Annotated in this window: 23 protein-coding genes; 14 read left to right on the top strand and 9 right to left on the bottom strand. The window is 70.6% G+C overall.

Annotation, left to right across the window (positions count from 1 at the left end; genetic code table 11):
• Positions 1 to 236: 236 nt before the first annotated feature.
• Positions 237 to 1,451, bottom strand: a complete 1,215-nt coding sequence (locus tag H4281_RS43425) for an ABC transporter permease (protein WP_182896679.1) — start codon at positions 1,449 to 1,451, stop codon at positions 237 to 239.
• Positions 1,448 to 2,365 carry an ABC transporter ATP-binding protein gene (locus tag H4281_RS43420; protein WP_182896678.1) on the bottom strand — a complete coding sequence of 306 codons (918 nt, stop codon included), beginning with the start codon at positions 2,363 to 2,365 and terminating at the stop codon, positions 1,448 to 1,450. The genes H4281_RS43425 and H4281_RS43420 overlap by 4 nt, the downstream gene beginning before the upstream one ends.
• 155 nt (positions 2,366 to 2,520) lie before the next feature.
• Between H4281_RS43420 and H4281_RS43415 the strand changes: the two genes are divergently transcribed.
• From H4281_RS43415 to H4281_RS43395, 5 genes are all read left to right on the top strand, one after another.
• Positions 2,521 to 3,732: a PucR family transcriptional regulator gene (locus H4281_RS43415; RefSeq protein WP_037820487.1), complete on the top strand. Its 1,212-nt coding sequence runs from the start codon at positions 2,521 to 2,523 to the stop codon at positions 3,730 to 3,732.
• Between the two features lie 421 nt (positions 3,733 to 4,153).
• Positions 4,154 to 5,065 carry an ACP S-malonyltransferase gene (locus tag H4281_RS43410; RefSeq protein ID WP_182896677.1) on the top strand — a complete coding sequence of 304 codons (912 nt, stop codon included), beginning with the start codon at positions 4,154 to 4,156 and terminating at the stop codon, positions 5,063 to 5,065.
• Complete coding sequence (locus H4281_RS43405; protein ID WP_182896676.1) at positions 5,062 to 6,045, top strand: beta-ketoacyl-ACP synthase III; 984 nt, start codon at positions 5,062 to 5,064, stop codon at positions 6,043 to 6,045. The genes H4281_RS43410 and H4281_RS43405 overlap by 4 nt, the downstream gene beginning before the upstream one ends.
• Positions 6,046 to 6,115: 70 nt before the next feature.
• Positions 6,116 to 6,361, top strand: coding sequence for an acyl carrier protein (locus H4281_RS43400; RefSeq protein WP_009074690.1), 246 nt, complete (start codon positions 6,116 to 6,118; stop codon positions 6,359 to 6,361).
• Between the two features lie 51 nt (positions 6,362 to 6,412).
• Positions 6,413 to 7,663 carry a beta-ketoacyl-[acyl-carrier-protein] synthase family protein gene (locus H4281_RS43395; RefSeq protein ID WP_182896675.1) on the top strand — a complete coding sequence of 417 codons (1,251 nt, stop codon included), beginning with the start codon at positions 6,413 to 6,415 and terminating at the stop codon, positions 7,661 to 7,663.
• 69 nt (positions 7,664 to 7,732) lie between these two features.
• On the opposite strand, the gene H4281_RS43390 is transcribed toward H4281_RS43395, so the two are convergent.
• Positions 7,733 to 8,332, bottom strand: a complete 600-nt coding sequence (locus H4281_RS43390) for a hypothetical protein (RefSeq protein WP_237598581.1) — start codon at positions 8,330 to 8,332, stop codon at positions 7,733 to 7,735.
• Positions 8,333 to 8,355: 23 nt separating this feature from the next.
• Positions 8,356 to 8,859: a DUF3145 domain-containing protein gene (locus H4281_RS43385; RefSeq protein ID WP_093576929.1), complete on the bottom strand. Its 504-nt coding sequence runs from the start codon at positions 8,857 to 8,859 to the stop codon at positions 8,356 to 8,358.
• A gap of 268 nt (positions 8,860 to 9,127) precedes the next feature.
• On the opposite strand from H4281_RS43385, the gene H4281_RS45300 reads away from it, so the two are divergent.
• Entirely contained in the window at positions 9,128 to 11,590 is a 2,463-nt protein-coding gene (locus H4281_RS45300) for a hypothetical protein (RefSeq protein WP_246412776.1), read from the top strand.
• Between the two features lie 60 nt (positions 11,591 to 11,650).
• Here H4281_RS45300 and H4281_RS43375 read toward each other — a convergent pair whose 3' ends face one another.
• Together H4281_RS43375 and H4281_RS43370 are read right to left on the bottom strand one after the other, a co-directional pair.
• On the bottom strand, positions 11,651 to 12,220 hold the full coding sequence (locus tag H4281_RS43375; protein WP_182896674.1) for a TetR/AcrR family transcriptional regulator: 570 nt from the start codon (positions 12,218 to 12,220) through the stop codon (positions 11,651 to 11,653).
• 30 nt (positions 12,221 to 12,250) lie between these two features.
• A complete protein-coding gene (locus tag H4281_RS43370) occupies positions 12,251 to 13,645 on the bottom strand; it encodes a dihydrolipoyl dehydrogenase family protein (RefSeq protein WP_182896673.1) in 1,395 nt (464 codons plus the stop codon).
• A 145-nt stretch (positions 13,646 to 13,790) separates the two neighbouring features.
• Here H4281_RS43370 and H4281_RS43365 point away from each other — a divergent pair, with 145 nt between their 5' ends.
• Entirely contained in the window at positions 13,791 to 14,459 is a 669-nt protein-coding gene (locus tag H4281_RS43365) for an Lsr2 dimerization domain-containing protein (protein WP_182896672.1), read from the top strand.
• A 77-nt stretch (positions 14,460 to 14,536) separates the two neighbouring features.
• On the opposite strand, the gene H4281_RS43360 is transcribed toward H4281_RS43365, so the two are convergent.
• The 3 genes from H4281_RS43360 to H4281_RS43350 are packed head-to-tail and all read right to left on the bottom strand — an operon-like array spanning position 14,537 to position 16,394.
• Complete coding sequence (locus H4281_RS43360) at positions 14,537 to 15,265, bottom strand: lipoate--protein ligase family protein (protein WP_182896671.1); 729 nt, start codon at positions 15,263 to 15,265, stop codon at positions 14,537 to 14,539.
• A gap of 45 nt (positions 15,266 to 15,310) precedes the next feature.
• A complete protein-coding gene (locus H4281_RS43355; RefSeq protein WP_182896670.1) occupies positions 15,311 to 15,712 on the bottom strand; it encodes a VOC family protein in 402 nt (133 codons plus the stop codon).
• 4 nt (positions 15,713 to 15,716) lie between these two features.
• Positions 15,717 to 16,394 carry a TetR family transcriptional regulator gene (locus H4281_RS43350; protein WP_182896669.1) on the bottom strand — a complete coding sequence of 226 codons (678 nt, stop codon included), beginning with the start codon at positions 16,392 to 16,394 and terminating at the stop codon, positions 15,717 to 15,719.
• Between the two features lie 93 nt (positions 16,395 to 16,487).
• Here H4281_RS43350 and H4281_RS43345 point away from each other — a divergent pair, with 93 nt between their 5' ends.
• The 7 genes from H4281_RS43345 (at position 16,488) to H4281_RS43315 (ending at position 22,553) form a co-directional block, all read left to right on the top strand.
• Positions 16,488 to 17,576 (top strand): ferredoxin reductase, encoded by a 1,089-nt coding sequence (locus H4281_RS43345; RefSeq protein ID WP_182896668.1) that lies wholly within the window; start codon positions 16,488 to 16,490, stop codon positions 17,574 to 17,576.
• A 17-nt stretch (positions 17,577 to 17,593) separates the two neighbouring features.
• Entirely contained in the window at positions 17,594 to 18,703 is a 1,110-nt protein-coding gene (locus H4281_RS43340) for a fatty acid desaturase family protein (protein ID WP_182896667.1), read from the top strand.
• 8 nt (positions 18,704 to 18,711) lie between these two features.
• Entirely contained in the window at positions 18,712 to 18,930 is a 219-nt protein-coding gene (locus H4281_RS43335; RefSeq protein WP_182896666.1) for a hypothetical protein, read from the top strand.
• 487 nt (positions 18,931 to 19,417) lie between these two features.
• Positions 19,418 to 20,725 (top strand): sensor histidine kinase, encoded by a 1,308-nt coding sequence (locus H4281_RS43330; protein WP_312872290.1) that lies wholly within the window; start codon positions 19,418 to 19,420, stop codon positions 20,723 to 20,725.
• Positions 20,726 to 20,749: 24 nt separating this feature from the next.
• Entirely contained in the window at positions 20,750 to 21,394 is a 645-nt protein-coding gene (locus tag H4281_RS43325; protein ID WP_182896664.1) for a response regulator transcription factor, read from the top strand.
• Positions 21,395 to 21,410: 16 nt separating this feature from the next.
• The gene (locus tag H4281_RS43320) at positions 21,411 to 21,821 is read left to right on the top strand and encodes a YjbQ family protein (RefSeq protein ID WP_182896663.1); all 411 of its coding nucleotides are present in this window, start codon (positions 21,411 to 21,413) and stop codon (positions 21,819 to 21,821) included.
• A 30-nt stretch (positions 21,822 to 21,851) separates the two neighbouring features.
• Positions 21,852 to 22,553 carry a haloacid dehalogenase-like hydrolase gene (locus tag H4281_RS43315; RefSeq protein WP_312872292.1) on the top strand — a complete coding sequence of 234 codons (702 nt, stop codon included), beginning with the start codon at positions 21,852 to 21,854 and terminating at the stop codon, positions 22,551 to 22,553.
• Positions 22,554 to 22,699: the final 146 nt, after the last annotated feature.

Below are 22,699 nucleotides of genomic sequence, written 5' to 3'. Positions count from 1 at the left end.
GCGCGCGGGCGAGATCCCGCGCGAAGGTCATTAACCGGCGCGCGGCCGGCAACCAGAACAGCGGGCTCGCGGGGGCGGCGTTCACGCAACTCACCCGATGCCGCTAACCCACGTGGGTTAGCGCCTCCGCTGCCCAGGTCCCTCACTGGACCACCGTGTCCACCGAGAGTAGAGGCTTTCGACAGAAAAGCGGGCCGCGGCAGTCCGCCGCGGCCCGCTGTGTGAGACCTCCGCTGTCAGGCGGCGCGCAGCGCGTCGCGCAGCTTCACCTTCGCGCCGGTGCGCATCACCGCGTTGCGGTAGATCCGCGCGGCCAGCCAGATCAGCGCCGGGATGAGCGCGACGACCAGGCCGACCGACAGCACCGCCTCCCACACCGGCACACCGCCCATCGCCAGCCGCATCGGCATCAGCGTCGGCGCGAACACCGGGATCACCGAAAGCACCTCGGCCAGCGGGCTCCCCGGATTCGACGGCAGGATCGAAATCCCCACCACGTACCCGGCGATCACGAACATCAGCGCGGGCATGGTCGCGCCGCCCACGTCCTCCTGCCGCGACACCAGCGCGCCGAGGGCGGCGAACACGATCGAATACATGAAGAACCCGAGCAGGTACCAGACGATCAGCCAGATCACGGTGCCGACCGCCGCGTTCACCGAGATCGTCAGCACCCCGAACCCGAGCCCGGCCGCGACCCCGGCCACGCCGATCGCCAGCATCTGGATCAGCCCGACGACGCCGATGCCGAGCACCTTCCCGGCCATCAGCTGCCACGGTTTGATCGTCGACAGCAGCAGTTCGACCACCCGCGAGGTCTTCTCCTCGACGACGCCCTGCGCCACGCTCTGCCCGTTGAGCATCAGCGAGAGGTAGATCAGGATGCCCGCGATGATGCCGAGCACGAGCTGCTGCCCGTTGTAGTCGTACGGTTTCTCGAGCGGCGGCAGTTCGTCGATCGTCGCCTCGGCGGTCGCCTGGCGCACCTTCGCCGGATCGCCGCCGAGGGATTCGATCTGCTGGTTGAGCGCCAGCTGCCCTTCGAGCACGGTGAACGTGTTCTTCAGCTTCGCGTCCAGGTCCTTCTTCACCTGGACGTGCACTCGCTTCGCGTCCTGCACCAGCAGCGCGTCGATCGAACCGTCCCGCAGCTTCTCCTGGCCGGCCTTCTCGTCGGCTACCTGCTGCGTCGCGACGGTCTGGCCGATCGACTTCGCCGTCGCGGACAGCGGCTGCGCCAGCTGCGAAGCAGCGGGCACGTAGCCGACCGTCGCGTCGGCGCTCCCGCCGCCGTTGAAGAACTTGAAGATCAGCGCCAGCGCGACGACGATCAGCACCATCACGAGCGTGGTGATGCGGTAGGCCTTCGAATTGACGCGCGTGGTGATTTCCCGCCCGGCGACAAGGCCGACCGCTGACATCGGGCTCATCTGGACATCGGACCCGGTCATGCCGCGGCCTCCTGGTGCTCGGACACGACGGAACGGAACAACTCGGTCAGCGACGGCAGTTTCCGGGCGAATTCCCGCACCGGACCGGTCGCCAGCGCGGCGCGCAGCACCGCCTGGTCGTCCGCGCCGTCGGCCAGTTCCAGCTCGGTCACCGCTCCCCTGCGGCCGATCACGGTCACCCCGGACAGCCCGGCCGCCCAGTTTTCGGGAGCCTCGGGCGCATCGACGAGCAGCCGGGTCGTCCCGCCCGCGCGCAGTTCCGCCACCGTGCCGGACGCTTCCATCCGTCCACTCCGGACAATCCCGATCCGGTCGCACAGCCGTTCCACCAAATCCAGCTGGTGGCTGGAAAACACGACCGGAACGCCTTCGGCCGCCTTCTCCTTCAGCACGTCGCTCATCACGTCGACGGCCACCGGGTCCAGTCCGGAAAACGGTTCGTCCAGCACGAGAATCCGCGGTTCGTGCACCAGCGCGGCGGCCAGCTGCACACGCTGCTGGTTGCCGAGGCTGAGCTTCTGCACCTCGTCGTCGCGGCGCGCGGCCACGCCGAGGCGTTCGGTCCACCGCTCGCTCGACGCCTTCGCCGCGGCGGCGGGCATTCCGTGCAACCGGGCGAGATACGTGAGCTGTTCGCCGACCTTCATTTTCGGGTACAGACCGCGTTCCTCGGGCATGTAGCCGATCTGCCTGCGGGTCTCGTGCGTGATCGGCTCGCCCGCGTAGCGCACCTGGCCCGCGTCGGCGCTCAGCACGCCGAGCGCGATCCGCATGGTGGTCGTTTTGCCCGCCCCGTTGCTTCCGACGAATCCGAAAAGCTCCCCCGGCCGCACGTCGAACGTCATTTTCTCGAGCGCCACGACGGCGCCGTACCGTTTGGAGATCCCGTCGATCTCCAGTCCGGGCTCTGGCATGGCCCGTCCCCCTGTTCTCTTTTCGCCCGGGGTGATCCCCTACCACCCCACCAGGGATCCTAGGCACTTCGGCCGAGCCGCGCCCACCACCTGAGGTCGCTGTCGCGTCCGCCTAAAGTTGCGGGCGCCGCGCGGCACGTAGGATCGGATCCGACATGGCCGACACCACGGGACGCCCAGCGCGCAAGCACCACGGGCTGTCCGCGAAAACCCTGCGCAGCCTGGAGCACGCCTCCGGGCGGCTGGCGAGCGCGAGCGTCGCGGAAATGGAACGCCGCCTGGTGTGGTTCGCGCGGCTGCCCGCCGACCAGCGCGCCAGCGTCCTGCTGATCACGCAGACCGGGGCCAGCGGATTCGTCGCGTGGCTGCGGGATTCGAAGGAAGCGCTGAAGCTCACCACCGAGGCCTTCCGCGACGCGCCGACCGAAGTGTCGCGCTGGATCAGCCTGCGCCAGGCCGTCGCGATGGTGCGGCTCGCGATCGAAGTATTCGAAGAGCAACTCCCCGAATTCGCCGCCTCGGAAGCCGAACGTGCCGCGTTGATCGAAGGAATTCTGCGCTACGGCAGGGAAATCGCTTTCGCCGCGGCCAATTCCTATGCCGCGGCGGCGGAAGCGCGCGGCGCGTGGGACGCCCGGCTCGAAGCGCTCGTGGTCGACGGAATCGTCCGCGGCGACGCCGAAGAATCCGTCCTTTCGCGGGCCGCGGCGCTCGGTTGGGATCCGGCGGCGGCAGCGACTGTGCTGGTGGGAAATCCGCCCTCCGACGACCCGCCGACGGTGGTTTTCGACGTCCGCGCCCGCGCCGCACGGGTCGGCCGCGCGGTACTGCTGTCGGTTCAGGGCTCGCGGCTGGTGATCGTGATCGGCGGCCCCACCGAGGGCGGGCCGAAGGAACGCGAAATCCTCGCCCGGATGTCGACGGTGTTCGCCGACGGCCCGGTCGTGGCCGGTCCGACGGTGCCGACGCTGGCCGAGGCGCACCACAGCGCGGCCGAGGCGTTGTCCGGCCTGCGCGCGGTGGTCGGCTGGCCCGCCGCACCCCGCCCGGTGCGGTCTGACGATTTGCTCCCCGAACGCGCTTTGTCCGGCGACCCCGGCGCGGAGCGGCTGCTGGTCGACCTGGTGGCCCGGCCCCTGGAAGAAGCCGGGGCGGCGTTGCAGCGGACGGTCGAGACCTATCTGGACACTGGCGGGGTGCTGGAACGCTGCGCGCAAACGCTGTTCGTGCACCCGAACACGGTCCGGTACCGGCTGCGCAAAGCCGCCGAACTGACCGGCCGCAACCCGACCGACGCCCGCGACGCGCTGGTGCTGCGGGTCGCGCTCACGGTCGGTCGGCTAGCCCGCGCCCGCGGGCTGTGGTGATCGCCTGGCCGGGCCGCTTGGCTCCCTGCTCCGGCAACCGTCCGCGGCGCGACACCAGTCGAGGACAACTGCACGCGCCCTCGGACACGGCGTCCGCTGCGGAGAAACCCCGACGCCGCGTTGAGTGCGTCCCTGCCCGAATCCGCTCCCGCGTCCGGCGGAGGCGCTGCCGACCTCCGGCCCACACCCGGGCCCGCTCCGCCATCCTCCGAGCCGAGGCGCGAGCACGGCGTGACAGGGGCGTGGCGAGCGCGTGGCGGGTGACAGACTTCACGGCAAGCGCTGGTTGAATCCCACAAGGCGGATGGGTTAAGGACCGGGTTCTCCGGCGGGTCTTTGGAGGTTTCCTCCAATAACGTCGCGCGGACTTGGTGACCGCCCGCAGCCGAAGCGCGAGGGGTCCCGTGGTCTCATAGACAGCGTGACAGTTGCAGTCCTCTCCCCCGGCCAGGGTTCCCAAGCCCCCGGCATGCTCGCTCCGTGGCTCGAACTCGACGGCGCCCGCGCGCGCGTCGAAGAGTGGTCCGCCCGTTCCGGGCTCGACCTGATCCGGCTCGGCACGGAGGCCGGAGCCGAGGAGATCCAGGACACCGCTGTCGCGCAGCCGCTGATCGTCGCGCTGTCCCTGCTGTCCTTCGAGCACCTGCCGGTCGCCGACGACGCGCCGGTCGCCGGCCACTCCGTCGGCGAACTGGCCGCGGCCGCGATCGCCGGCGTGCTCAGCCCGGCCGACGCCGTCGCGCTCGCCGCGGTCCGCGGCGCGGAGATGGCCAAGGCGTGCGCGCTCGAGCCGACGTCGATGGCCGCGGTGATGCTCGGCGACCCCGAGGAAGTCTCCGCGTGGCTGGAAAGCCAGGGCCTCGCCGCCGCGAACCGCAACGGGGCCGGGCAGATCGTCGCCTCCGGGTCCGCCGCCGCGATCGAGCGGATCATCGCCGAGCCGATGGAGGGCACGAAGATCCGCGCCCTCAAGGTCGCCGGCGCCTTCCACACGCCCTACATGGCCCCCGCGGAAGACGCCCTCCGCGAGCACGCCGCCGGTCTCTCCCCGGCCGACCCGACGCGCCCGCTGCTGTCCAATGCCGACGGTCAGGTCGTCACCAGCGGCGCGGAGTACCTGCGCAGGCTCGTCGCCCAGGTGACCCGCCCGGTCCGCTGGGACCTCACCATGGACGGGCTCGTCTCGCTCGGCGTGGACCGCACCGTCGAACTGGCGCCCGCGGGCACCCTGACCGGACTGGTCAAGCGGCAGCTCAAGGGCGTCGTCACCACTACCACCGCGCTGAAGTCGCCCGCCGAGCTGGCGAAGCTGCGCGAGGAGGACGCCCAGTGACCGCCCGCCCCACCCTTCGCCTCGCCCAGGGCGCCCCCGCCGCCCGCATCCTCGGCTTCGGCAGCTACCAGCCGGACCGGATCGTCACGAACGACGACCTGTCGCAGGTCATGGACACCAGCGACCAGTGGATCCGCGACCGCGTCGGCATCATCGAGCGGCGGTTCGGCGAGAAGGACGACGTGCTGGTCGACTACGCCGTCGCCGCCGGGTCCGAAGCGCTCGCCGACGCGGGCATCGACGCGTCCGAAGTGGACACCGTCATCGTGCCCAACTGCACCATGCCGTCCCCGATCCCGAACGCGGCCGGGCAGGTCGCCGCGCGGATCGGCGTCCCGAGCCCCGGCGCGTTCGACCTCAACGCCGCGTGCGCCGGATTCTGCTACGGCCTCGGCGTCGCCTCCGACCTCGTGCGCGCGGGCTCGGCGAAGAAGGTCCTCGTGATCGGCGCGGAGAAACTCACCGACGTCGTGGACCCGACCGACCGCGCGAACGCGATCATCTTCGCCGACGGCGCGGGAGCCGCGGTGGTCGGCGGATCCGACGAGCCGGGCATCGGCCCGGTCGTCTGGGGCAGCGCGGGCGACCTCGTCGACCTCATCTACATGCGCGACCACCAGTGGATCTACCAGGAGGGCCAGTCGGTCTTCCGCTGGGCGACCACGCAGATCGCGCCGATCGCGCTGCGCGCGCTGGAAGCCGCCGGGCTGCAACCGTCCGATGTGGACGTGCTGGCCCCGCACCAGGCGAACCTCCGGATCGTCGAGTCGATCGCCAAGAAGCTGCGCGCCAAGGGGGCGCGCGAGGACATCGTGGTGGCCGACGACATCAAATACTCGGGCAACACCTCGTCCGCCTCGATCCCCATGGCGCTGGACCACATGCGCAAGGCCGGGACGGCGAAAAGCGGCGACGTGGTGCTGGCGGTCGGCTTCGGAGCCGGGCTTTCCTATGCCGCGCAGGCGTTCGTCCTGCCCTGAGCGATACTTCCCCCGCGGGCGCCGTGCCCGCGAGCGGACCTCCAGAAGAACCGAGAAGGGAACAACACCGATGGCTGACAACACTGAGATTCTCGCCGGCCTCGCCGAGATCGTCGAAGAGGTCGCCGGCGTGGCTCAGGACGACGTCACCGAGGAGAAGTCGTTCGTGGACGACCTGGACATCGACTCGCTGTCGATGGTCGAGATCGCCGTGCAGGCCGAGGACAAGTTCGGCGTCAAGATCCCGGACGACGAGCTGGCCAACCTGAAGACCGTCGGCGACGCGGTGAACTACGTGTCCGCCAACTCGAAGTAAGTCCTCTTCGTACCCGGGCCCCGGTCCGGAGCCGACCTTGGGGAGACACCCATGAGCAACATCGACGTCGTGATCACCGGCATGGGCGCGACCACGCCGCTGGGCGGGGACGTCGCGTCCACCTGGGACGGTCTGCTGGCTGGCCGCAGCGGGATCCGCACGATCGAGGCGGACTGGGCGGAGGAGCTGGACCTGCCGGTGCGGATCGCGGCGCAGCTCGCCGTCGAGCCGACCGACATCCTGCCCCGCGTGCAGGCCCGCCGGCTCGACCGGTGCGAGCAGGTGGCGATCATCGCCGCCCGCCAGGCCTGGGCCGACGCCGGGTTCGCCGAGCAGACCGACGAGCACGCCGACGTCGAACCGGAACGCCTCGGCGTCTCGATCGGCACCGGGGTCGGCGGGCCGGTGACCCTGCTGACCCAGAACGATCTGTTGCACCAGCAGGGTCTTCGCAAGGTGTCGCCGCTGACCGTGCCGATGCTGATGCCGAACGGGCCCGCCGCGCACGTGGGCATCGACCTGAAGGCGCGGGCCGGGGTGCACTCGCCCGCGTCGGCGTGCGCGTCCGGGGCCGAGGGCATCGCGAACGGCTTCGAGATGATCCGGTCCGGACGGGCCGACGTGGTGGTCGCGGGCGGTTCCGAGGCCTGCATCCACCCGATCACCGTCGCCGGGTTCGCCCAGGCGCGCACGGTGTCGACCCGCAACGACGACCCGGCCGCGGCGTCGCGTCCGTTCGACGTGAGCCGCGACGGCTTCGTGCTCGGCGAGGGCTCCGGCGTCGTCGTGCTCGAGCGGGCCGACCGCGCGAAGGCCCGCGGCGCGCGGATCTACGCGAAGCTGGCCGGCTACGGCCTGACGTCCGACGCCTACCACATCACGGGCAACCACCCGGAGGGCATCGGGCAGATCGCGGCGATGCGCGCGGCGATGACGATGGCCGGACTGTCCCCTTCGGACATCGGCCACGTGAACGCGCACGCGACGTCCACTGTGGTCGGCGACATCGGCGAGGCGGCCGCGATCCGGTCGGCGATCGGCGAGCACCCGGTGGTCACCGCGCCGAAGGGCGCGCTCGGCCACCTCGTCGGCGGGGCGGGCGCGGTCGAGGGCATCGCGACGATTCTCGCGCTGTACGAGGGCGTCGTGCCCGCGACGCTGAACCTCACCGAACTGGACCCGAAGGTGCAGCTCGACGTCGTGGCCGGGGAGAACCGCAAGGTCGAACTCGCCGCGGCGCTGTCCAACTCGTTCGGTTTCGGCGGGCACAACACCGCGCTGCTGTTCACGCCGGCGAACTGAGTTTCCTTTTCACGCTGAAGGGCCCCGCGGGAATTTCCCGCGGGGCCCTTCAGCGTTTCAGCGGAGTTTTCAGCACTTGTCGTGTTCGGTGGCCGTGCCGTCGACGGTGTCGATCCGGTACGAACCGTGCTCGTACTTCATCGGCAGCACCAGCCGCCAGTGGATGCACTTCTCCTGGAAGTCGACCGGGGCCTCGTTGAGCGACTGCGTGCTGGTGAACCCGACCAGCGCCCGCAGCGTTCCCTGCGCACCCGGTTCGATCCGGTACAGCATGACGTCGACGTCCTTCGTGGACTGGAAGCTCCGGTGGAAGTCGTACTCCGGCATCTTGCTGCGGCGCGCGTCGCTGACGGTCTCCGCCCAGGCGTCGTAGTCCTTCTGGTTCACCGCGGTGAAATACGCCTTGAGCACCGTGCGGACGGCCTCGTCCTGCGGGTGGTTCTGGGCGTCCGGGGTGACCCCGACCTCGATCGCACCGGACTTGTCGGCCGCACCGCCGCTGGTCGTGGCGGACGGCGCCATGGCTTCGCCGTCGGCCGCGCGAGGGGAATCGGGGCGGCGGTACAGCTCGCGGGCGAGCAGACCCCCGGCGACGGTGATGGACAGCACCACCACGAGCACGGGGATCAACCACCGCTGACGGGACGGCGGGGCCGGGTGAACGCTCACCCGGGTGAGGGTACCGCCCTCGCTCACCCGACCTGGTGCAGCCAGGTGACCGGGGCGCCATCGCCCGCGTGCCGGTACGGCTCGAGTGCCTCGTCCCAGGCCGCGGCGAGGAGTTCGTCGAGTTTGTGCGCGAGGGTTTCGCCGCCGCGGGTCATGCTGACGAGCGCGCGCAGCTGGTCCTCGCCCACGACGATGTCGCCGTTGGCGCTGGTCCGGCCGTGCCAGAGCCCGAGTCCGGGCGCGAAGCAGAACCGCTCGCCGTCGACGCCCGCGCTGGGTTCCTCGGTGATCTCGAAGCGCACCATCGGCCACGCCTTGAGGGCACCGGCGAGTTTGCCCGCGGTTCCCGCGGGCGCGCTCCAGCTGCATTCGGCCCGGAGCTGTCCCGGACTGGCCGGCTGGGCCGTCCACTTCAGCTCGACACGGGCACCAAGGGTGCCCGAAATAGCCCACTCGACGTGCGGACATACCGCAGACGGCGACGAGTGGACGTACACCACGCCTCGGGTGCTGCCACGGGTGCTCACTGCTGACCTCCGCTTGTTCGACGAGGGACGTCTTCCCCTACGACCTCTCGAACCTTGCGCAGGTTGCGTAGCCTCCACGGCAGTTCCCGACCTGTGTAGCACATTCTGCACCCCAACCGTGCCGTTTGGCCACATGAACACCACAAGTCGCAGCGGACGACCCATTGTGGTGAGCCACGCCGACGCGAGGGCGCGGAGCACGGTTCCGGCGGCCCGGCACGCTAGCGTGGTGCACCGGAAACGCTGCGGATTCGACAGGAGAATTTCGGTGCGACTGGTCCGTCTCGGGCAGCAGCCCTCGCGCGTCGCGGAAGACGTGCGGGCCGCACTGGCCTCCCTCGGCCGGGGGAGCACGGTGATCGGCGGCGTAGCGCTCGTCGGCGCCCGCCCGACCGGAGACCGTCCGGTCGAGGCGGTGGTCGTGCTGCCCGCGGGCGTGCTGGTCGTGATCGGCGTGGACCTGCCCGACCCGGCCCTGCGCCTCGAAGCCCCGCTGAGCGGCCCGTGGAAAGCGGACGGCTGGCCGCTGGTCCACGGCGACGACGTCAACCCCGCCACCGAAGCGCTCGACCTGTCCCAGGAATGCGAACGCCGCATCGCGGAACTCGGCGGCGGCCCGGTCGGCACGATCGTGGCGGTCGGCCCGTACGTGGAGACTGTCGACCAGCCGCCGGGCGACCTCGCAGGCCCGGTCCGGGTGCTGCACCCGACACCGACGACCATGCTGGCCGCGACGGTGTCTCTGGCCACGGCGCGGCATCCGCGGTCGGTGGACCAGGCACGCGCGTTGATCGCGGCGCTGGCACCGGACGCGCCGGAGCTTTCGGACGAGGTTTTGCGCGGGGAAGGGTTCGTGCGGTTCGCGGACGACGTTCCGGTTCCTCCTGGGCCTCGGTCCGCTGGGGCTGGTTCTGGTGCGGCAGCGAGCCAAGGCGGCAGTGGCCCGGCGAGCAATGGCGCTCCCGTCGCGAACTCCGGTTCCCCGACGGGCCCTGCTTCCCGAGGCAACGCCGGGTCGAGCACAGCCGCCGCCGGCCTGGGAACGGCCGGGGTCTCCGCAGGAGCCGCCAGCGCCGCCGCGGCGATGTCCGGCCCCGCAGGAACCGCTGCCACGGGTTCGGACTCGCCTGGTCCGGGAAACTCCGCTCCAGCCTCGGCCAAGGCCAATGCCGCCGGGCCGGGCACCGCCAGTTCCGGCACAAGCTCCTCCGGCGCGGCCGGATCGAACGCGGCCGAGTCCGGCACCGCTTCCTCCGGTGCCGCCGGATCGGGCGCAGCCACCTCCGCAGCCACCTCCGGAGCCATCGAGGCGAACGCCGCGGCTCCCTCCGCTGCCACCGGACCGGGCGCCGTCGCTCCAGGCGCCGTCGGGGTGAACGTCGCCGGTTCCGGTTCGGCCGAGCCCGGCGCTGCTGGGCCGGGTCCGGCCGGTTTCCTCAGCGCCGGAGCCGATGCCGCGGCTGGACGATCCGCTGGGGATGCCGTCCCCGGCGCCGCGGGGCCGCAAACCCCAGCCGGCACCGCGGATACCCGAGGGCTTCCCGTCTTCCCCGGCGCCAGCAACGGCACCACGGCGCCGAAGGCCGCCGCTTCCCCCAGCAACCCTTCCCCCGCACCGAAATCCGCCGCTTCCCCGGTGCCGCGGCCGAAGATCATCGCGGTGCGGCCGCCTCGGCCGGAGATTCCGTCGATCGAACTGGAGTCGCTTTCCGAAGCGCCTACCGAGTCGGCTGACCCGCCCGAGGCTCCGACCGAGAAGATGCCGTCTCCGGCGAAGCCGCAGCCTGCCGGAGGTCCGCGCGGAGCCGTTCCGCCGGCCGGGCCCGGGCATGTTCCCGGGCCGAGCAGCCCCCCGCGAGGTGCGCCTCAGCCTGCGCGACCGGCTCCTGCCGCGGGCGCGGGAGCCGGATCGAGGACAGTCAGTCCCGGAGCTGGAGCAGGGGCAAACACCGCTGCAGGACCTGGCACCAGGACAGCCGGAACAGGGGCAACCGCGGGTGCGGGAACCGGAGCCGGAGCCGCCGCGGCAGGACCCAGCACCGGGGCAGGCGGAGCAGGAACCGGCGCCGGAGCGGGCCCGAACTCCCCGGCCGGGCCTGGAAAACCGGCCTCCCGGACGGTCAAGTGGGTGCCGATCGCGGCGATCGTCTTGCTGGTCGTCCTGGTGGTGTCGGCGATCGTCGTGGCAACCAGCGGCGGCGACGAGACAACGGCGGCACCGCCCGCCAGCAGTGCGCCGCCGAGCAGCGTTCCGAGTCCGGTGCCGAGCAGCGCGAAGTCGAGCGCCCCGCCGGCCCCGACTCTCGCCTTCGAACCCCGCGCGAGCAGCGCCGACCAGAAGTGCGCCTCGCACGCTTTCGGGGACGTCCAGGCGAGCCTCCAGCAAACCAGCTGCTCCGCGGTCCGCCGCGCGAGCTACACGGCGCTCGTGGACGGGCGGCCGGCCGCGGTCACTGTCGCGGTGGTCGAGTTTCCCGATGCCGGGCAGGCCGATCACCTGAAGCAGATCGCCGACAACCCGGGCGGCGGCGGAATCCTGGACGTCGCCACGGAAACCGGCAAGTGGCCTTCGGGGCCGCCGCAGTTCGACGGCGCCGCCTACGCCAGCAAGATCGACGGGAACGGCGTCCGGATCGTGCAAGCGGTCTGGCAACCCGGACCGTCCACTGCGGACGATCCCGGCCTCGCCCGCGCGGCGAAAGGCGCGCTCGACTTGCAGCTGCCGTCCTGAGGGAACGGCCCACCGGCCGAGACCGCGTTCAGCTCGCCGCTGCCTTGCCGAGCGAACGCCTCACTGCCACCCGTTCTCCAACAGGTCGAACGCCACGTCCACAACCCGCGGCGGATCGTCCGACCGATCGGCCAGCACAGCCGTCTCCAGCGCGAAATGGGCCAGCACCGCACACCGCGAATCCCCCTCCGGCGCGCCGGTTTCCTCCGCGATCACGCGGCTCAGCGTGTGCTCGTGGCCCATCCACATCTTGTGCCAGTACTCGGCTAGCGCGGGCGTCTCCCGCACCAACCGCAGCAGCGGCGCGGCTTCCGCGCGGATGCCGGAGGTCGCCCGCACGTGGATGTGCGCGCGGAGCGCCTCCAGCACCGACGTGCCCTCCGGCCGGTCGCGGACGGCCGAGACCAGCGCCTCGTCCACCTCGGGCTCCCGGTCGAAAACGAGCGCTTCCTTCGTCGGGAAGTGCTTCATCAGCGTGGTGGTGGACACGTCGGCGGCGTCGGCGATCTCGCGCACGGTCACCTGGTCGTAGCCGCGCTCGAGGAACATCCGCAGGGCAGCGTCGGCCAGCGCCTGGCGGGTCGCCGCCTTTTTGCGTTCACGACGGCCGGGAACGGGGGCGCTGGTCATGCCCCGACGTTACCGGACCGGCACCGCCATTCAGAGCCCGTAAGCCTCCAGCAGCCGCAGCCACACCTCGCTGATCGTCGGGAACGCGGGGACCGCGTGCCACAACCGGTCCAGCGGCACCTCGCCGACGACCGCGATCGTCGCCGAGTGCAGCAGTTCCGCCACGTCCTGGCCGACGAACGTGACACCCAGCACGACGCCGCGTTCGGTGTCGACGACCATGCGCGCTTTGCCCTGGTACCCATCAGCGTGCAGGGAGGAACCGGCGACCGCGATGTCGATGTCCACCACCCGGTCCGCGGATCCGTCGCGCGCCTCGGTGAGGCCGACTGACGTCACTTCCGGGTCGGTGAACACCACCTGCGGCACCGCGTGGTGGTCGGCGGTCGCGCTGTAGCGGCTCCACGGTTCGGTGGAGATCTCCTCGCCGCGGGCGCGGGCGGCGACCGAGTCCCCGACGACGCGAGCGGCGTATTTTCCCTGGTGGGTCAGCAAAGCACGACCGGTGACGTCACCCGCGCCGTACAGCCAGCCACCCTCCACAGCAGACACTCGGCCGCTTTCGTCGACCTGGAGCGGACCGTCGGCGGGCAGGCCGAGGACGTCCAGCCCGATTGTGCCGGTCGCGGGCGCGCGACCAGTGGCGACCAGGAGCTCGTCGACGACGATCTCGCCGCCGCCGGACAGTTTCAGCCGAGTTCCACCGTCCACACTGGACACTTCGCTCAAGCCCGAGTTCGGGTGCACGCGGACGCCTGCCTCGCGCAATCCGTCCAGGACCAGGTCTCCGGCGAACTCCGGCAGCCGAGGCAGCGGGCGTTCGCCGGTGATCACGAGGTCGACCTGCGCGCCGAGCCGGGCCCACGCCTGCGCCATTTCGACGCCGACCACGCCGCCGCCGAGCACGCCGAGCCGTCCGGGCACCTCGGTCGCCGACGTCGCTTCCCGCGAGCCCCACGGCTTGATGGTGTCCAGCCCCGGAATCCGCGGCGTGCGCGGGACGCTGCCAGTGCACACGATCACCGCGTGCCGGGCGGAGAAAACGCGGCCGTCGTCGAGTGTGACCTCGCGCTCGCCGGTGATCCGGCCGTAGCCGCGCACGGGTTCGATGCCCGCGCCGCGCGCCCATTCGACCTGTCCGGAGTCGTCGCCCTTGCCGGTGAACCAGTCGCGGCGCGCGAGCACTTTCTCCGCGTCGAGCCCGTCGCCGATCGGCACGCCGGGCATCCGCTTGGCCGCGGCGAGCAGGTTTCCCGGGCGCAGCAACGCCTTGCTCGGGATGCACGCCCAGTACGAACACTCCCCGCCGAACCGTTCGTGTTCGAGGAGCGCCACCTTGAGCCCGCCCTTGGCGGCCCGTTCCGCCGCCACTTCCCCGACCGGACCCGCCCCGATGACCACGACGTCGAAAGTCTCTGCTGCCATGGGCACAGCGCACACCACCGCGCAGGTTCGCGCAAGCCTGCCGGTATTCTCGTACGAGAGCTGCAAGAAACCGGCGGCACCGCGGAATCCGGGTCGTCGCCGTGCCGGTTGCACGCACGACCACGATCGAGCACGGGAGGCTCCCATGGCGAGGAACACTGCTGTCCGCACTCAGGACGACCTGACCGGAGGACGCGCGGCCGAGACCGTCGCGTTCGCGCTGGACGGCGTCGAGTACGACATCGACCTCGGCGCCCGCAACGCGGCCGCGCTCCGGCGGCTGCTGGAGCGGTACGCCAAGGCGGGCCGCCGGACGGGCGGGCGGAAGCTGCGGCCGCGGCTGGTCGCCGGCGCGAAGAAGGCCGAGGCGAAGCCGGTGGCGGAAAAGGCCGCCGCGGCGGGCAAGGCCGGGAAAGCCGTTGCCGGCAAGAAGACCGCTGCCGCCGGTACCGCGAAGGCCGCGGCGAAGACTGCCCGAACGGGTGGCGCGACCGGGACCGCCCGCAAGGCCCCGGCGAAGTCCGCGGCAGCCAAGCCCGCCGCGACCAAGACCACGGCGAAGTCGACGAGCGCCGCGGCAACCAAGACCGCCGCCAAGTCGGCAAAGGCCGCTGCGGTCAAGGCTCCCGCCGCGAAGACCGCGACTGCCAAGGCACCCGCACCCGCGAAGACCGCGACCGCCAAGACCTCCGCAGCCGCGAAGTCCGCCCCGGCGAAGACCGCCGCTCCGGCAACGGCCAAGTCCGCCGCCAAGCCGCGCCGCCGTGCGGCCGGCGCGGTGCCGCAGGTGCTGTTCTCCTCCTCCGGCAACTGATCCGTCCGTGCGGGGAACCCTGCGGGACTCTGATTCCGCAGGGTTCCCCGCACGGACTTTCGGCCAGGGCAAGGCGATTACGAACGCTGCCGTCCCTCGGCATGCCACTCCGGGTACTCGTAACGGCTCCACAGCAATGCCCGCTGCCGTTCCAGCTCTCCCGCCGTCGGTTCGCGCGGCGGGAGCGGACCGAGCAGTCCCGCCGCGGCCGCGCGGACGGTGTCTTCCACTTCCGCCAGCGGCAGCCGTACCCCGTGCTCAAGCAGGGACGCGACCTTGCTCCGGTGCGAATCCAGCGGCTTCGGGTCCGGCGGCGGACCGGTGAGATAAGCGCCGACGCGAGCGGCATCGGTGTCGACCAGCAGCGTCGAATGCGCCAGCAGCACGTCTTTGGTCCGGAACACCGCGAACCCGCACAGTTTCGCGTCGCCGACGAAGATCCCTCGGTCGCCGATCCTGGCCGGGAGACCGAGTTTCTCCACCGCGGCGGACATCACGAGGCCGAGCATTTCCAACGGACGCGGCACCGGGCCGGGCAGCACGAGCGTCACGTTGAGATTGCCCGGGTCGTGGAACACCGTGCCGCCGCCACTGGCTCGCCGCAGCACGGGAACCCCGTCACGAGCGCATTCGGCCACGCGAACTTCGCGCGCGATTCGCTGGCCACGGCCGACCACGACGCACACTGGATTCCGCCACAGCCACACCACCGGGCCCGTCGGGCCCTCGCGCAGCAGTGCTTCGTCGAACGCCAGGTTTTCGGCTGGGTCGGTGAATTCGGCTCGGACTTCCGACCCGCTCGGCATAGCGTTCCTCCACGATCTGCTGGACCCCGGGATCGTAGAACAGGCTCAGGAAGCGGCCGGTCCGAGCAGGTCCCAGCGGTTGCCGGCGATGTCGCGGAACACGACGACCCGGCCGTAGGGCTCGGTCCGCGGTTCGCCGAGGAACTCCACCCCGGCGTCCCGCATCCGCTCGTAGCTGGCCGCGAAGTCGTCCACCCGCAGGAAAAACCCGACCCGGCCGGCGTGCTGGTCGCCGACCGCGCGGGACTGCCGTTCGCCGTCGGCCTGAGCCAGGAGGATGCCGGTTTCGCCGCCGGGCGGGCGGACGACCACCCACCGTTTGGGGCGGCCGTCGTTGGTGAGCGACGGCGAGTCCTCGGCCAGGTCGAAGCCGAGTGCGCGGGTGAAGAAGTCGATCGCCTCGTCGTAGTCGTCGACGATGATCGCGGTCAGCTGCAGGAAGGCCATGCCGCTAAGGCTGCCAGTGCGGCACGCCGAGCAGGATCATCCGGAGCCGTTTTTCGGCCGCGACCAACGTGCGCTCGTCGGCCGCGGTGTCCCCGGGGCGGATTTCCAGCAGTTCGGCGACCGTGCCGAGCATCGCGGTGACGATGAGGTCGGCCAGCAGGTGCAGGTCCTCGGTGGGCCAGGTGCGCAGCGGATCGAAGCGCGCCAGGTCCAGCGCCAGATCGCTGGAGAACATCCGCATCTCGACCGCGATCGCCCGGGACACCGCGCCGGGCCCGGCGTAGCGCTCGCGCGTGATGAACCGGAAGTGGTCCTCGTGCTCGCGGACGTGCCGGTGCAGCGTGTGCACCGAAGCCCGGATCATCCCGCCGTAGCCGCGCTGCTCGGTGCGCGCGCCGCGAAGGAGGCCGCGCAGCGTGCGCGTGGTCTCCTCGACCAGCGCGACGCCCAGCTCCTCCATCGACGAGAAATGCCGGTAGAACGCCGTCGGCACGATGCCCGCGCCTTTCGCGACCTCGCGCAGCGAAAGGCTGGCGAAACTCCGGTCGGCGAGCAGGTCGAGCGCCGCGTCGAGCAGCGCCTGACGGGTGCGCTGTTTGCGCTCCTGCCGGCTCACCGGGCCGGCCGGCTCCTCGGCTGCGGACACGTCGAGCAGCGTACTGGCGATCGCCGCATGGCCCACGTCACATCACCTCGCTTCCGCGTTGACAGGCCCCGGGGCCTTGCCCCCACACTAGTCAGTGTACGACTGTGCACTCAAACTTCTGGAGGGGTGATGACCGCACTGCTCCCGCGCCGCGTGCGCGGACTCGTCTCGCTCGCCGAGGCGCTGCTCACCCCGCACGGCGCGGACCGGTACCTCGAACTGGTCGACCCGATGCTGGTGCGGCGCGAGATCCGCGGCCGCGTCACCGCCGTGCGGCATCAAACGCCGGACACCGTCACCTTCACGGTGCGGCCGAGCCGGGCGTGGCAGGGCTTCCGCGCCGGCCAGTACGTGCGGATGCAGGTGGAGATCGACGGCGTGCGCCGGACCCGCTGCTACTCGCCGTGCGGCGCGCAAGGCAGCGGCGACCTGGAGTTCACCGTGAAAGCCGACCCGAAGGGCCTGGTGTCGCGGCATCTGCAGAACACCGAGGTCGGCGCGGTGGTCGGTCTTTCGCCCGCAGATGGCGAGTTCACCCTGCCGTCGCCGCGGCCGGACCGGATCGTGCTGATGAGCGGCGGCAGCGGGATCACGCCGGTGCTCGCGATGGCCCGGACGCTCGTCGCCGAGGGACACCCCGGCGAGATCGTGTTCCTGCACTACTCGAACACCCCCGCGGACGCGCTCTACCGGGCAGAACTCGCCGAACTCGCTGCCCGGCACCCGGCGTTCCGCGTGGTCCACGCCCACACCCACGCCCGCCGCGGCGGCGACCTGCACGGCCTGTTCTCCGTCGAGCACCTGGAGAAGGCCGCGCCGTGGTTCCGCGAGGCCGAGACGTTCCTCTGCGGCCCCGCTCCGCTGATGGCCGCCGCCCGTGAACTCTTCGGGAACGAGGGGTTGAGTGCACAACTGCACACCGAAGAGTTCACGGCAGCACCGTTGACCTTCGCCGCGGAGGCCGCCGAAGGCCGGGTGCGCTTCGCCCGCAGCGGCCGGGAGTGCGACAACTCCGGCAAGCCGCTGCTCGAACAGGCCGAGGACGCGGGCCTGACGCCGGAACACGGGTGCCGGATGGGCATCTGCTTCTCCTGCACGCAGCTCAAAACCGCCGGACGCGTCCGCAACGCCCGCACCGGCGAGGTCTCCGGCGAGGAGAACGAAGAAATCCAGCTCTGCGTCAGCGTCCCCGTCGGGGACGTCGAAATCGACGCCTGACCACCGGAGGAAGCATCATGACCGGTCTGCAGGACCGCCTGACCCCCGAACAGGTCGAGGAATTCGGCCGCGAACTCGACGCGCTGCGCCAGCGGATCGTCGACGACCTCGGCGAGGAAGACCTCGAGTACATCCGCAAGATCATCAAGACCCAGCGCGCGCTGGAGGTGACCGGCCGGGGCCTGCTGTTCGCCGGCTTCCTGCCGCCCGCGTGGCTGGCGGGCGTCGCGGCGCTGTCGGCGGCGAAAATCCTGGACAACATGGAGATCGGCCACAACGTGATGCACGGCCAGTACGACTGGACGCGCATCCCGGAGCTGAGCTCGCAGCGGTTCGAATGGGACACCGTCGCGCCGTCGGAGAACTGGCGGCATTCGCACAACTACATCCACCACACGTACACCAACATCGTCGACAAGGACCGCGACGTCGGCTACGGAATCCTGCGGATGGACCCGGCGCAGAAGTGGCATCCGTACTACCTGGGCAACCCGGTGTACGCGACGCTGCTCGCGCTGCTGTTCCAGTGGGGCGTCATGCTGCACGACCTGGAGGTCGACCGGGTGGTGAAGGGCGAGCGAACCTGGGCGGAAAACGTCCCGGTGCTGCGCCGGATCGTCCGCAAGGCCTCGCGCCAAATCGGCAAGGACTACGTCCTGTTCCCGCTGCTCACCGGCCCGCTCGCGCCGCTGACGCTGCTGGGCAACGCGAGCGCCAACCTGGTCCGCAACCTGTGGGCGTTCTCGATCATCTTCTGCGGCCACTTCCCGGCGGACGTCGAGAGCTTCACCGAAGAAGAGACCGAGAACGAAACGCGCGGCCAGTGGTACCTGCGCCAGATCCTGGGCTCCGCGAACATCACCGGCGGCCCGCTGTTCCACATTCTGTCCGGGAACCTGTCGCACCAGATCGAGCACCACCTGTTCCCGGACCTGCCCGCGCGCCGCTACCCGCAGATCGCGGGCGAGGTGCGGGAAATCTGCGAACGCTACGGCTTGCCCTACAACACCGGCCCCCTGCACAAGCAGCTGTGGTCGGTGGCCAAGAAGATCGCGCGGCTGGCCCTCCCCGGAACCCCGGCCCCGCCCGCTACCGTGGACCCCGAACGGCAACTCCGAGCAGCCTGAGGAAGCCCATGGTCGGCCCATTCGAAAGTGGCAAGGACACCGTGCAGGAGCTGACGGAGTCCGCGGCCACCCACATCGGCAACATCGCCACGATAATTACGGGCGCGGTCCGCGACATAGCCCGCGAAACCGGCGACTGGTTCACCGACGTCATCGAAATGCGCGAAGCAGCCCAACGCGCCAAAGAAGACGACGCCCGCCTAGACCAATCCCACGAAACAGACTGACCCGCAGCAAGTGCGTGAGGGGAACCCTGCGGAACTCTGATTCCGTCAGGGTTGCCCTCACGACACTCCACCGGCAGTGAGGGGCCCCTTCCCGGACCGCCGCCCGCCAGCCGGATGCGCCCCAATGCGGCATTGGGTGCATCCCACGCACCGAACGCCACATTGGGTGCATCCGACGCACCCAATGCCACATTGGGGCGCAAGCCCGCCCCAGCCACTAACCGCAGCCGACGCACCCACCCATCGAGGCACCCAGCCCCTCCCCCGCACCCCGATACGAAGCCTCCCTGCGGGCGGCGGGTGCTTGTCAAGGCATCTTTCCCGCCTTGACAAGCACCCGCCGCCCGTCAGCACAATCAAGCTTCGGGGTGCCCCACGCAAGCCCGAGCCAATGTCGCCGCCAGGCGACGAGGTAGGGCTATCCCCCACCCCAACCCACCAGCCACCCCGCTACCCCCGCGCGGCACAACCCGGCACACTCACCCCAGTGACCACCACCCCGCCCCGCCCCGCGCGGACCCCAGGTCACCAGATAAACCTCACCGACCTCCGCCGCCTCTGGCCCCCAACCCCTCGCCAGGCCCTCACCGAAGCCGCCTGGACAGCCGCCACCGGCCTCATCCCCCTGCTCTCCGTAATCATCCTCCTGGCGGGAACCACCCTCGGCCTGGCCCTGACGCCGATCTTCCTAGGCCTCCTCATCCTCACCACGGTCCTCAAAACCGCCAAGCTCTTCGGCGGCCTCCACCGCCGCCTGGCCGCGAAACTCCTGAACCTCCCGCTCCCGCCCCCGCCGAGAACCGACCTCAAACCAGGCCTCTGGAACTGGCTGACCGCCCGCCTCTCCGACCGCACAGCCTGGCGATCCGTCGCGTACCTCCTGGTCCGCCTCCCCACCGCGCTGCTGTCTCTCCTGGGCACCGGCACCCTCGGCTTCTACGGCCTGGCCTCCTTCACCTACCCCTTCACCTGGCTCCTCGAGACCAGACCCGGCCACGGCCTCCCGGTCTTCAACATCCAGAGCGACAACTGGATCGGTTCCCTGGCCTGGTGCATCTCCGGCATCCTGATCCTGGCGGTCTGGCCCGCCGTAGTGCACCTCGTCACCGGCGTAGACCGCCTCCTCCTCCGCACCCTGGTCGCCGACCCGGGCCTGCGCGAACGAGTCCGCTTCCTCGAAGAGACGCGCGCCACCGCACTGGACGAAGCAGCGGAACAACTCCGCCGCATCGAACGCGACCTCCACGACGGCGCCCAAGCCCAACTGGTCGCCATGGCCATGAAACTAGGTCTGGCAAAAGAAGAACTGGCCACCGACGTCGTCGACCTCGACCAGATCCGCACCTTGGTCGACGCGGCCCACAGCAACGCCAAACAAGCCCTCACCGAACTACGCGACCTGGCCCGCGGCATCCACCCCGCGGCACTGGACAAGGGCCTGAGCCTCGCACTGTCCACATTGGCCAGCTCTGCCGATTTCTCCGCGACAGTCACCGTGGAACTGAGCCGCCGCCCGCCGCCGTCGCTGGAAACGATCGTCTACTTCGCGGCCGCCGAGCTCATGACCAACGCGTCCAAACACGGCGCCGGACGCTGCACAGTCCTGGTCGAAGACCGCGAAGACGTCTTGCGGCTGACCGTAATCGACCACGGCGCAGGGGGTGCCGCGGTCATCCCCGGCGGCGGACTGGCCGGCATCGCCGAACGCCTCCGCCCGGCCGACGGCGAACTGTCCGTCTCAAGCCCGGCAGGCGGCCCGACCGTTGTCACCGCCACGCTCCCGCTGCCCCGCTAAGCTCGGTGAAATGAGGGGGAAATCGTGCGGATCGTGATCGCGGAGGACTCGGCCATCCTGCGCCAGGGTCTCGTCGAATTGCTGGGCCTGCGCGGCCACGAGGTAGCAGCGGCAGTGAAGAACGCCGACGACCTCCGCACCGCCGTCCGCGAGCATCAGCCCGATGTGTCCATTGTGGACATCAGAATGCCGCCGACCCACACCGACGAAGGCTTGCGCGCGGCAATCGACCTCCGCGCCGAACGGCCCGGCTGCGCGATTCTCGTCTTCTCACAGTACGTCGAGACCAATTACGCCAAGCAACTCCTCGCCGGAGAAGCGGGCGCGGTCGGCTACCTGCTGAAGGACCGCGTCGCCGAGGTGTCGGACTTCCTCACCGCGCTGGAACGTGTCGCCGCCGGAGAGACGGTGCTCGATCCGGAAGTCGTCCGCCAGCTGTTCGCGACCACCGGCCAGACCGGTCCGCTCGCCGAGCTGACGCCGCGCGAACGCGAGATCCTCGGCCTGATGGCGCAGGGCCGGTCGAACTCGGCGATCGCGGCGGAGGCGTTCCTGTCCGCGGGCTCGGTCGAGAAGTACGTGACGAGCATCTTCGGCAAGCTGGGCCTGCCTCCGTCGGACGGGCACAACCGGCGCGTCCTCGCCGTGCTCCGCTATCTCGATTCCTGACGCCTACCCTGGCGGTATGTACTCCACCGAGATCGAGGTGCACACCGGCAACACCGCGGTCGTGCACAACCTGACCCGGGAGGCCGAGAGGTTCCTGCGCGACGCCGACGCCACCGACGGCCTGCTGCACGTGTGGGTGCCGCACGCGACGGCCGGGCTCGCCGTGCTGGAAACCGGCGCGGGCAGCGACGACGACCTCCTCGCCGCACTCGACGACCTGCTCCCCCCAGACAGCCGCTGGCGCCACCAGCACGGCACTGGCGGTCACGGCCGCGACCACGTGCTTCCGGCGTTCCTGCCGCCGTATGCCACCGTGCCGGTGCTCGGCGGCGTGCTGCTGCTCGGCACCTGGCAGTCGGTGTGCCTGGTGGACACGAACGTCGACAACCCCGTCCGCCGGGTCCGCTTCAGCTACCTCACCGGCTGATCCCGCCGTAGCATCGCTGCTGTGACGGCCATTCGCGCGCACCGGCTGGTGCTCTGGGACATCGACCACACGCTCGTCGACTACACCGGGCTCGGGATCGGCTGGTACGGCGCCGCGCTCTCCGCCGCGACCGGCGCGGAGTTCCGCACGCCCCCGGACTTCGGCGGCCGGACCGAACGCGCGATCACCGCCGACGTGCTGACCCTGCACGGGATCGAACCGGACGAGGACACCATCCAGCGGATGTGGCGGGAGCTGATCGCGGCCGTCGAACGCGCCAGGGAAACCTTGCCCGAGGAAGGCCGGGCACTCGACGGCGCGGCGGCCGTGCTGGCCGACTTCGCCGAGACCGACGGCGTCGTGCAGAGCCTCGTCACCGGAAACCTGCCGGAGATCTCGCTGCACAAGCTCGCCGCGCTCGGTCTCGACGAACATCTCGACCTGGAGATCGGCGGCTACGGTTCGCTTTCGGCTCGCCGCGCGGATCTCGTTCCGCACGCCGTCAAAGCGGCGGAAACGAAGCATGACACGGAATTCCCCGCTGAATCCGTAGTGATTCTCGGGGACACGCCCCACGACATCGAGGCCGCGCTCGAGTACGGCGCGGTGGCGATCGGCGTTGCTACTGGCCGGTTTTCCGCCGGGCAACTGGCCGCCGCCGGAGCGAACCTGGTTTTGCCGGACCTCGCCGACCTCTCCGCGGTCCGCGCGGCGGTGCTCGGAGCACCCTGAGGCAAGCGACCGGGATCACTCGTTCGAGCGCATTGGGCGTCAACCCCTGTTCCGGGTCGGATACGCCGCCAATTAGCCGAATGCCAGCCCATTTCCGCTGGTGAGCGTGCTGCCGTACGCCGGGGGTCAGCCTTGGGGCCAGGGTC

Origin of the sequence: Amycolatopsis dendrobii (genome assembly GCF_014145675.1) — a bacterium.
In the GTDB taxonomy this organism is placed as follows: Bacteria; Actinomycetota; Actinomycetes; order Mycobacteriales; family Pseudonocardiaceae; genus Amycolatopsis; species Amycolatopsis dendrobii.
Note: the sequence above shows the minus strand (reverse complement) of the source record. Positions and strands in the feature narration are given on the sequence as shown.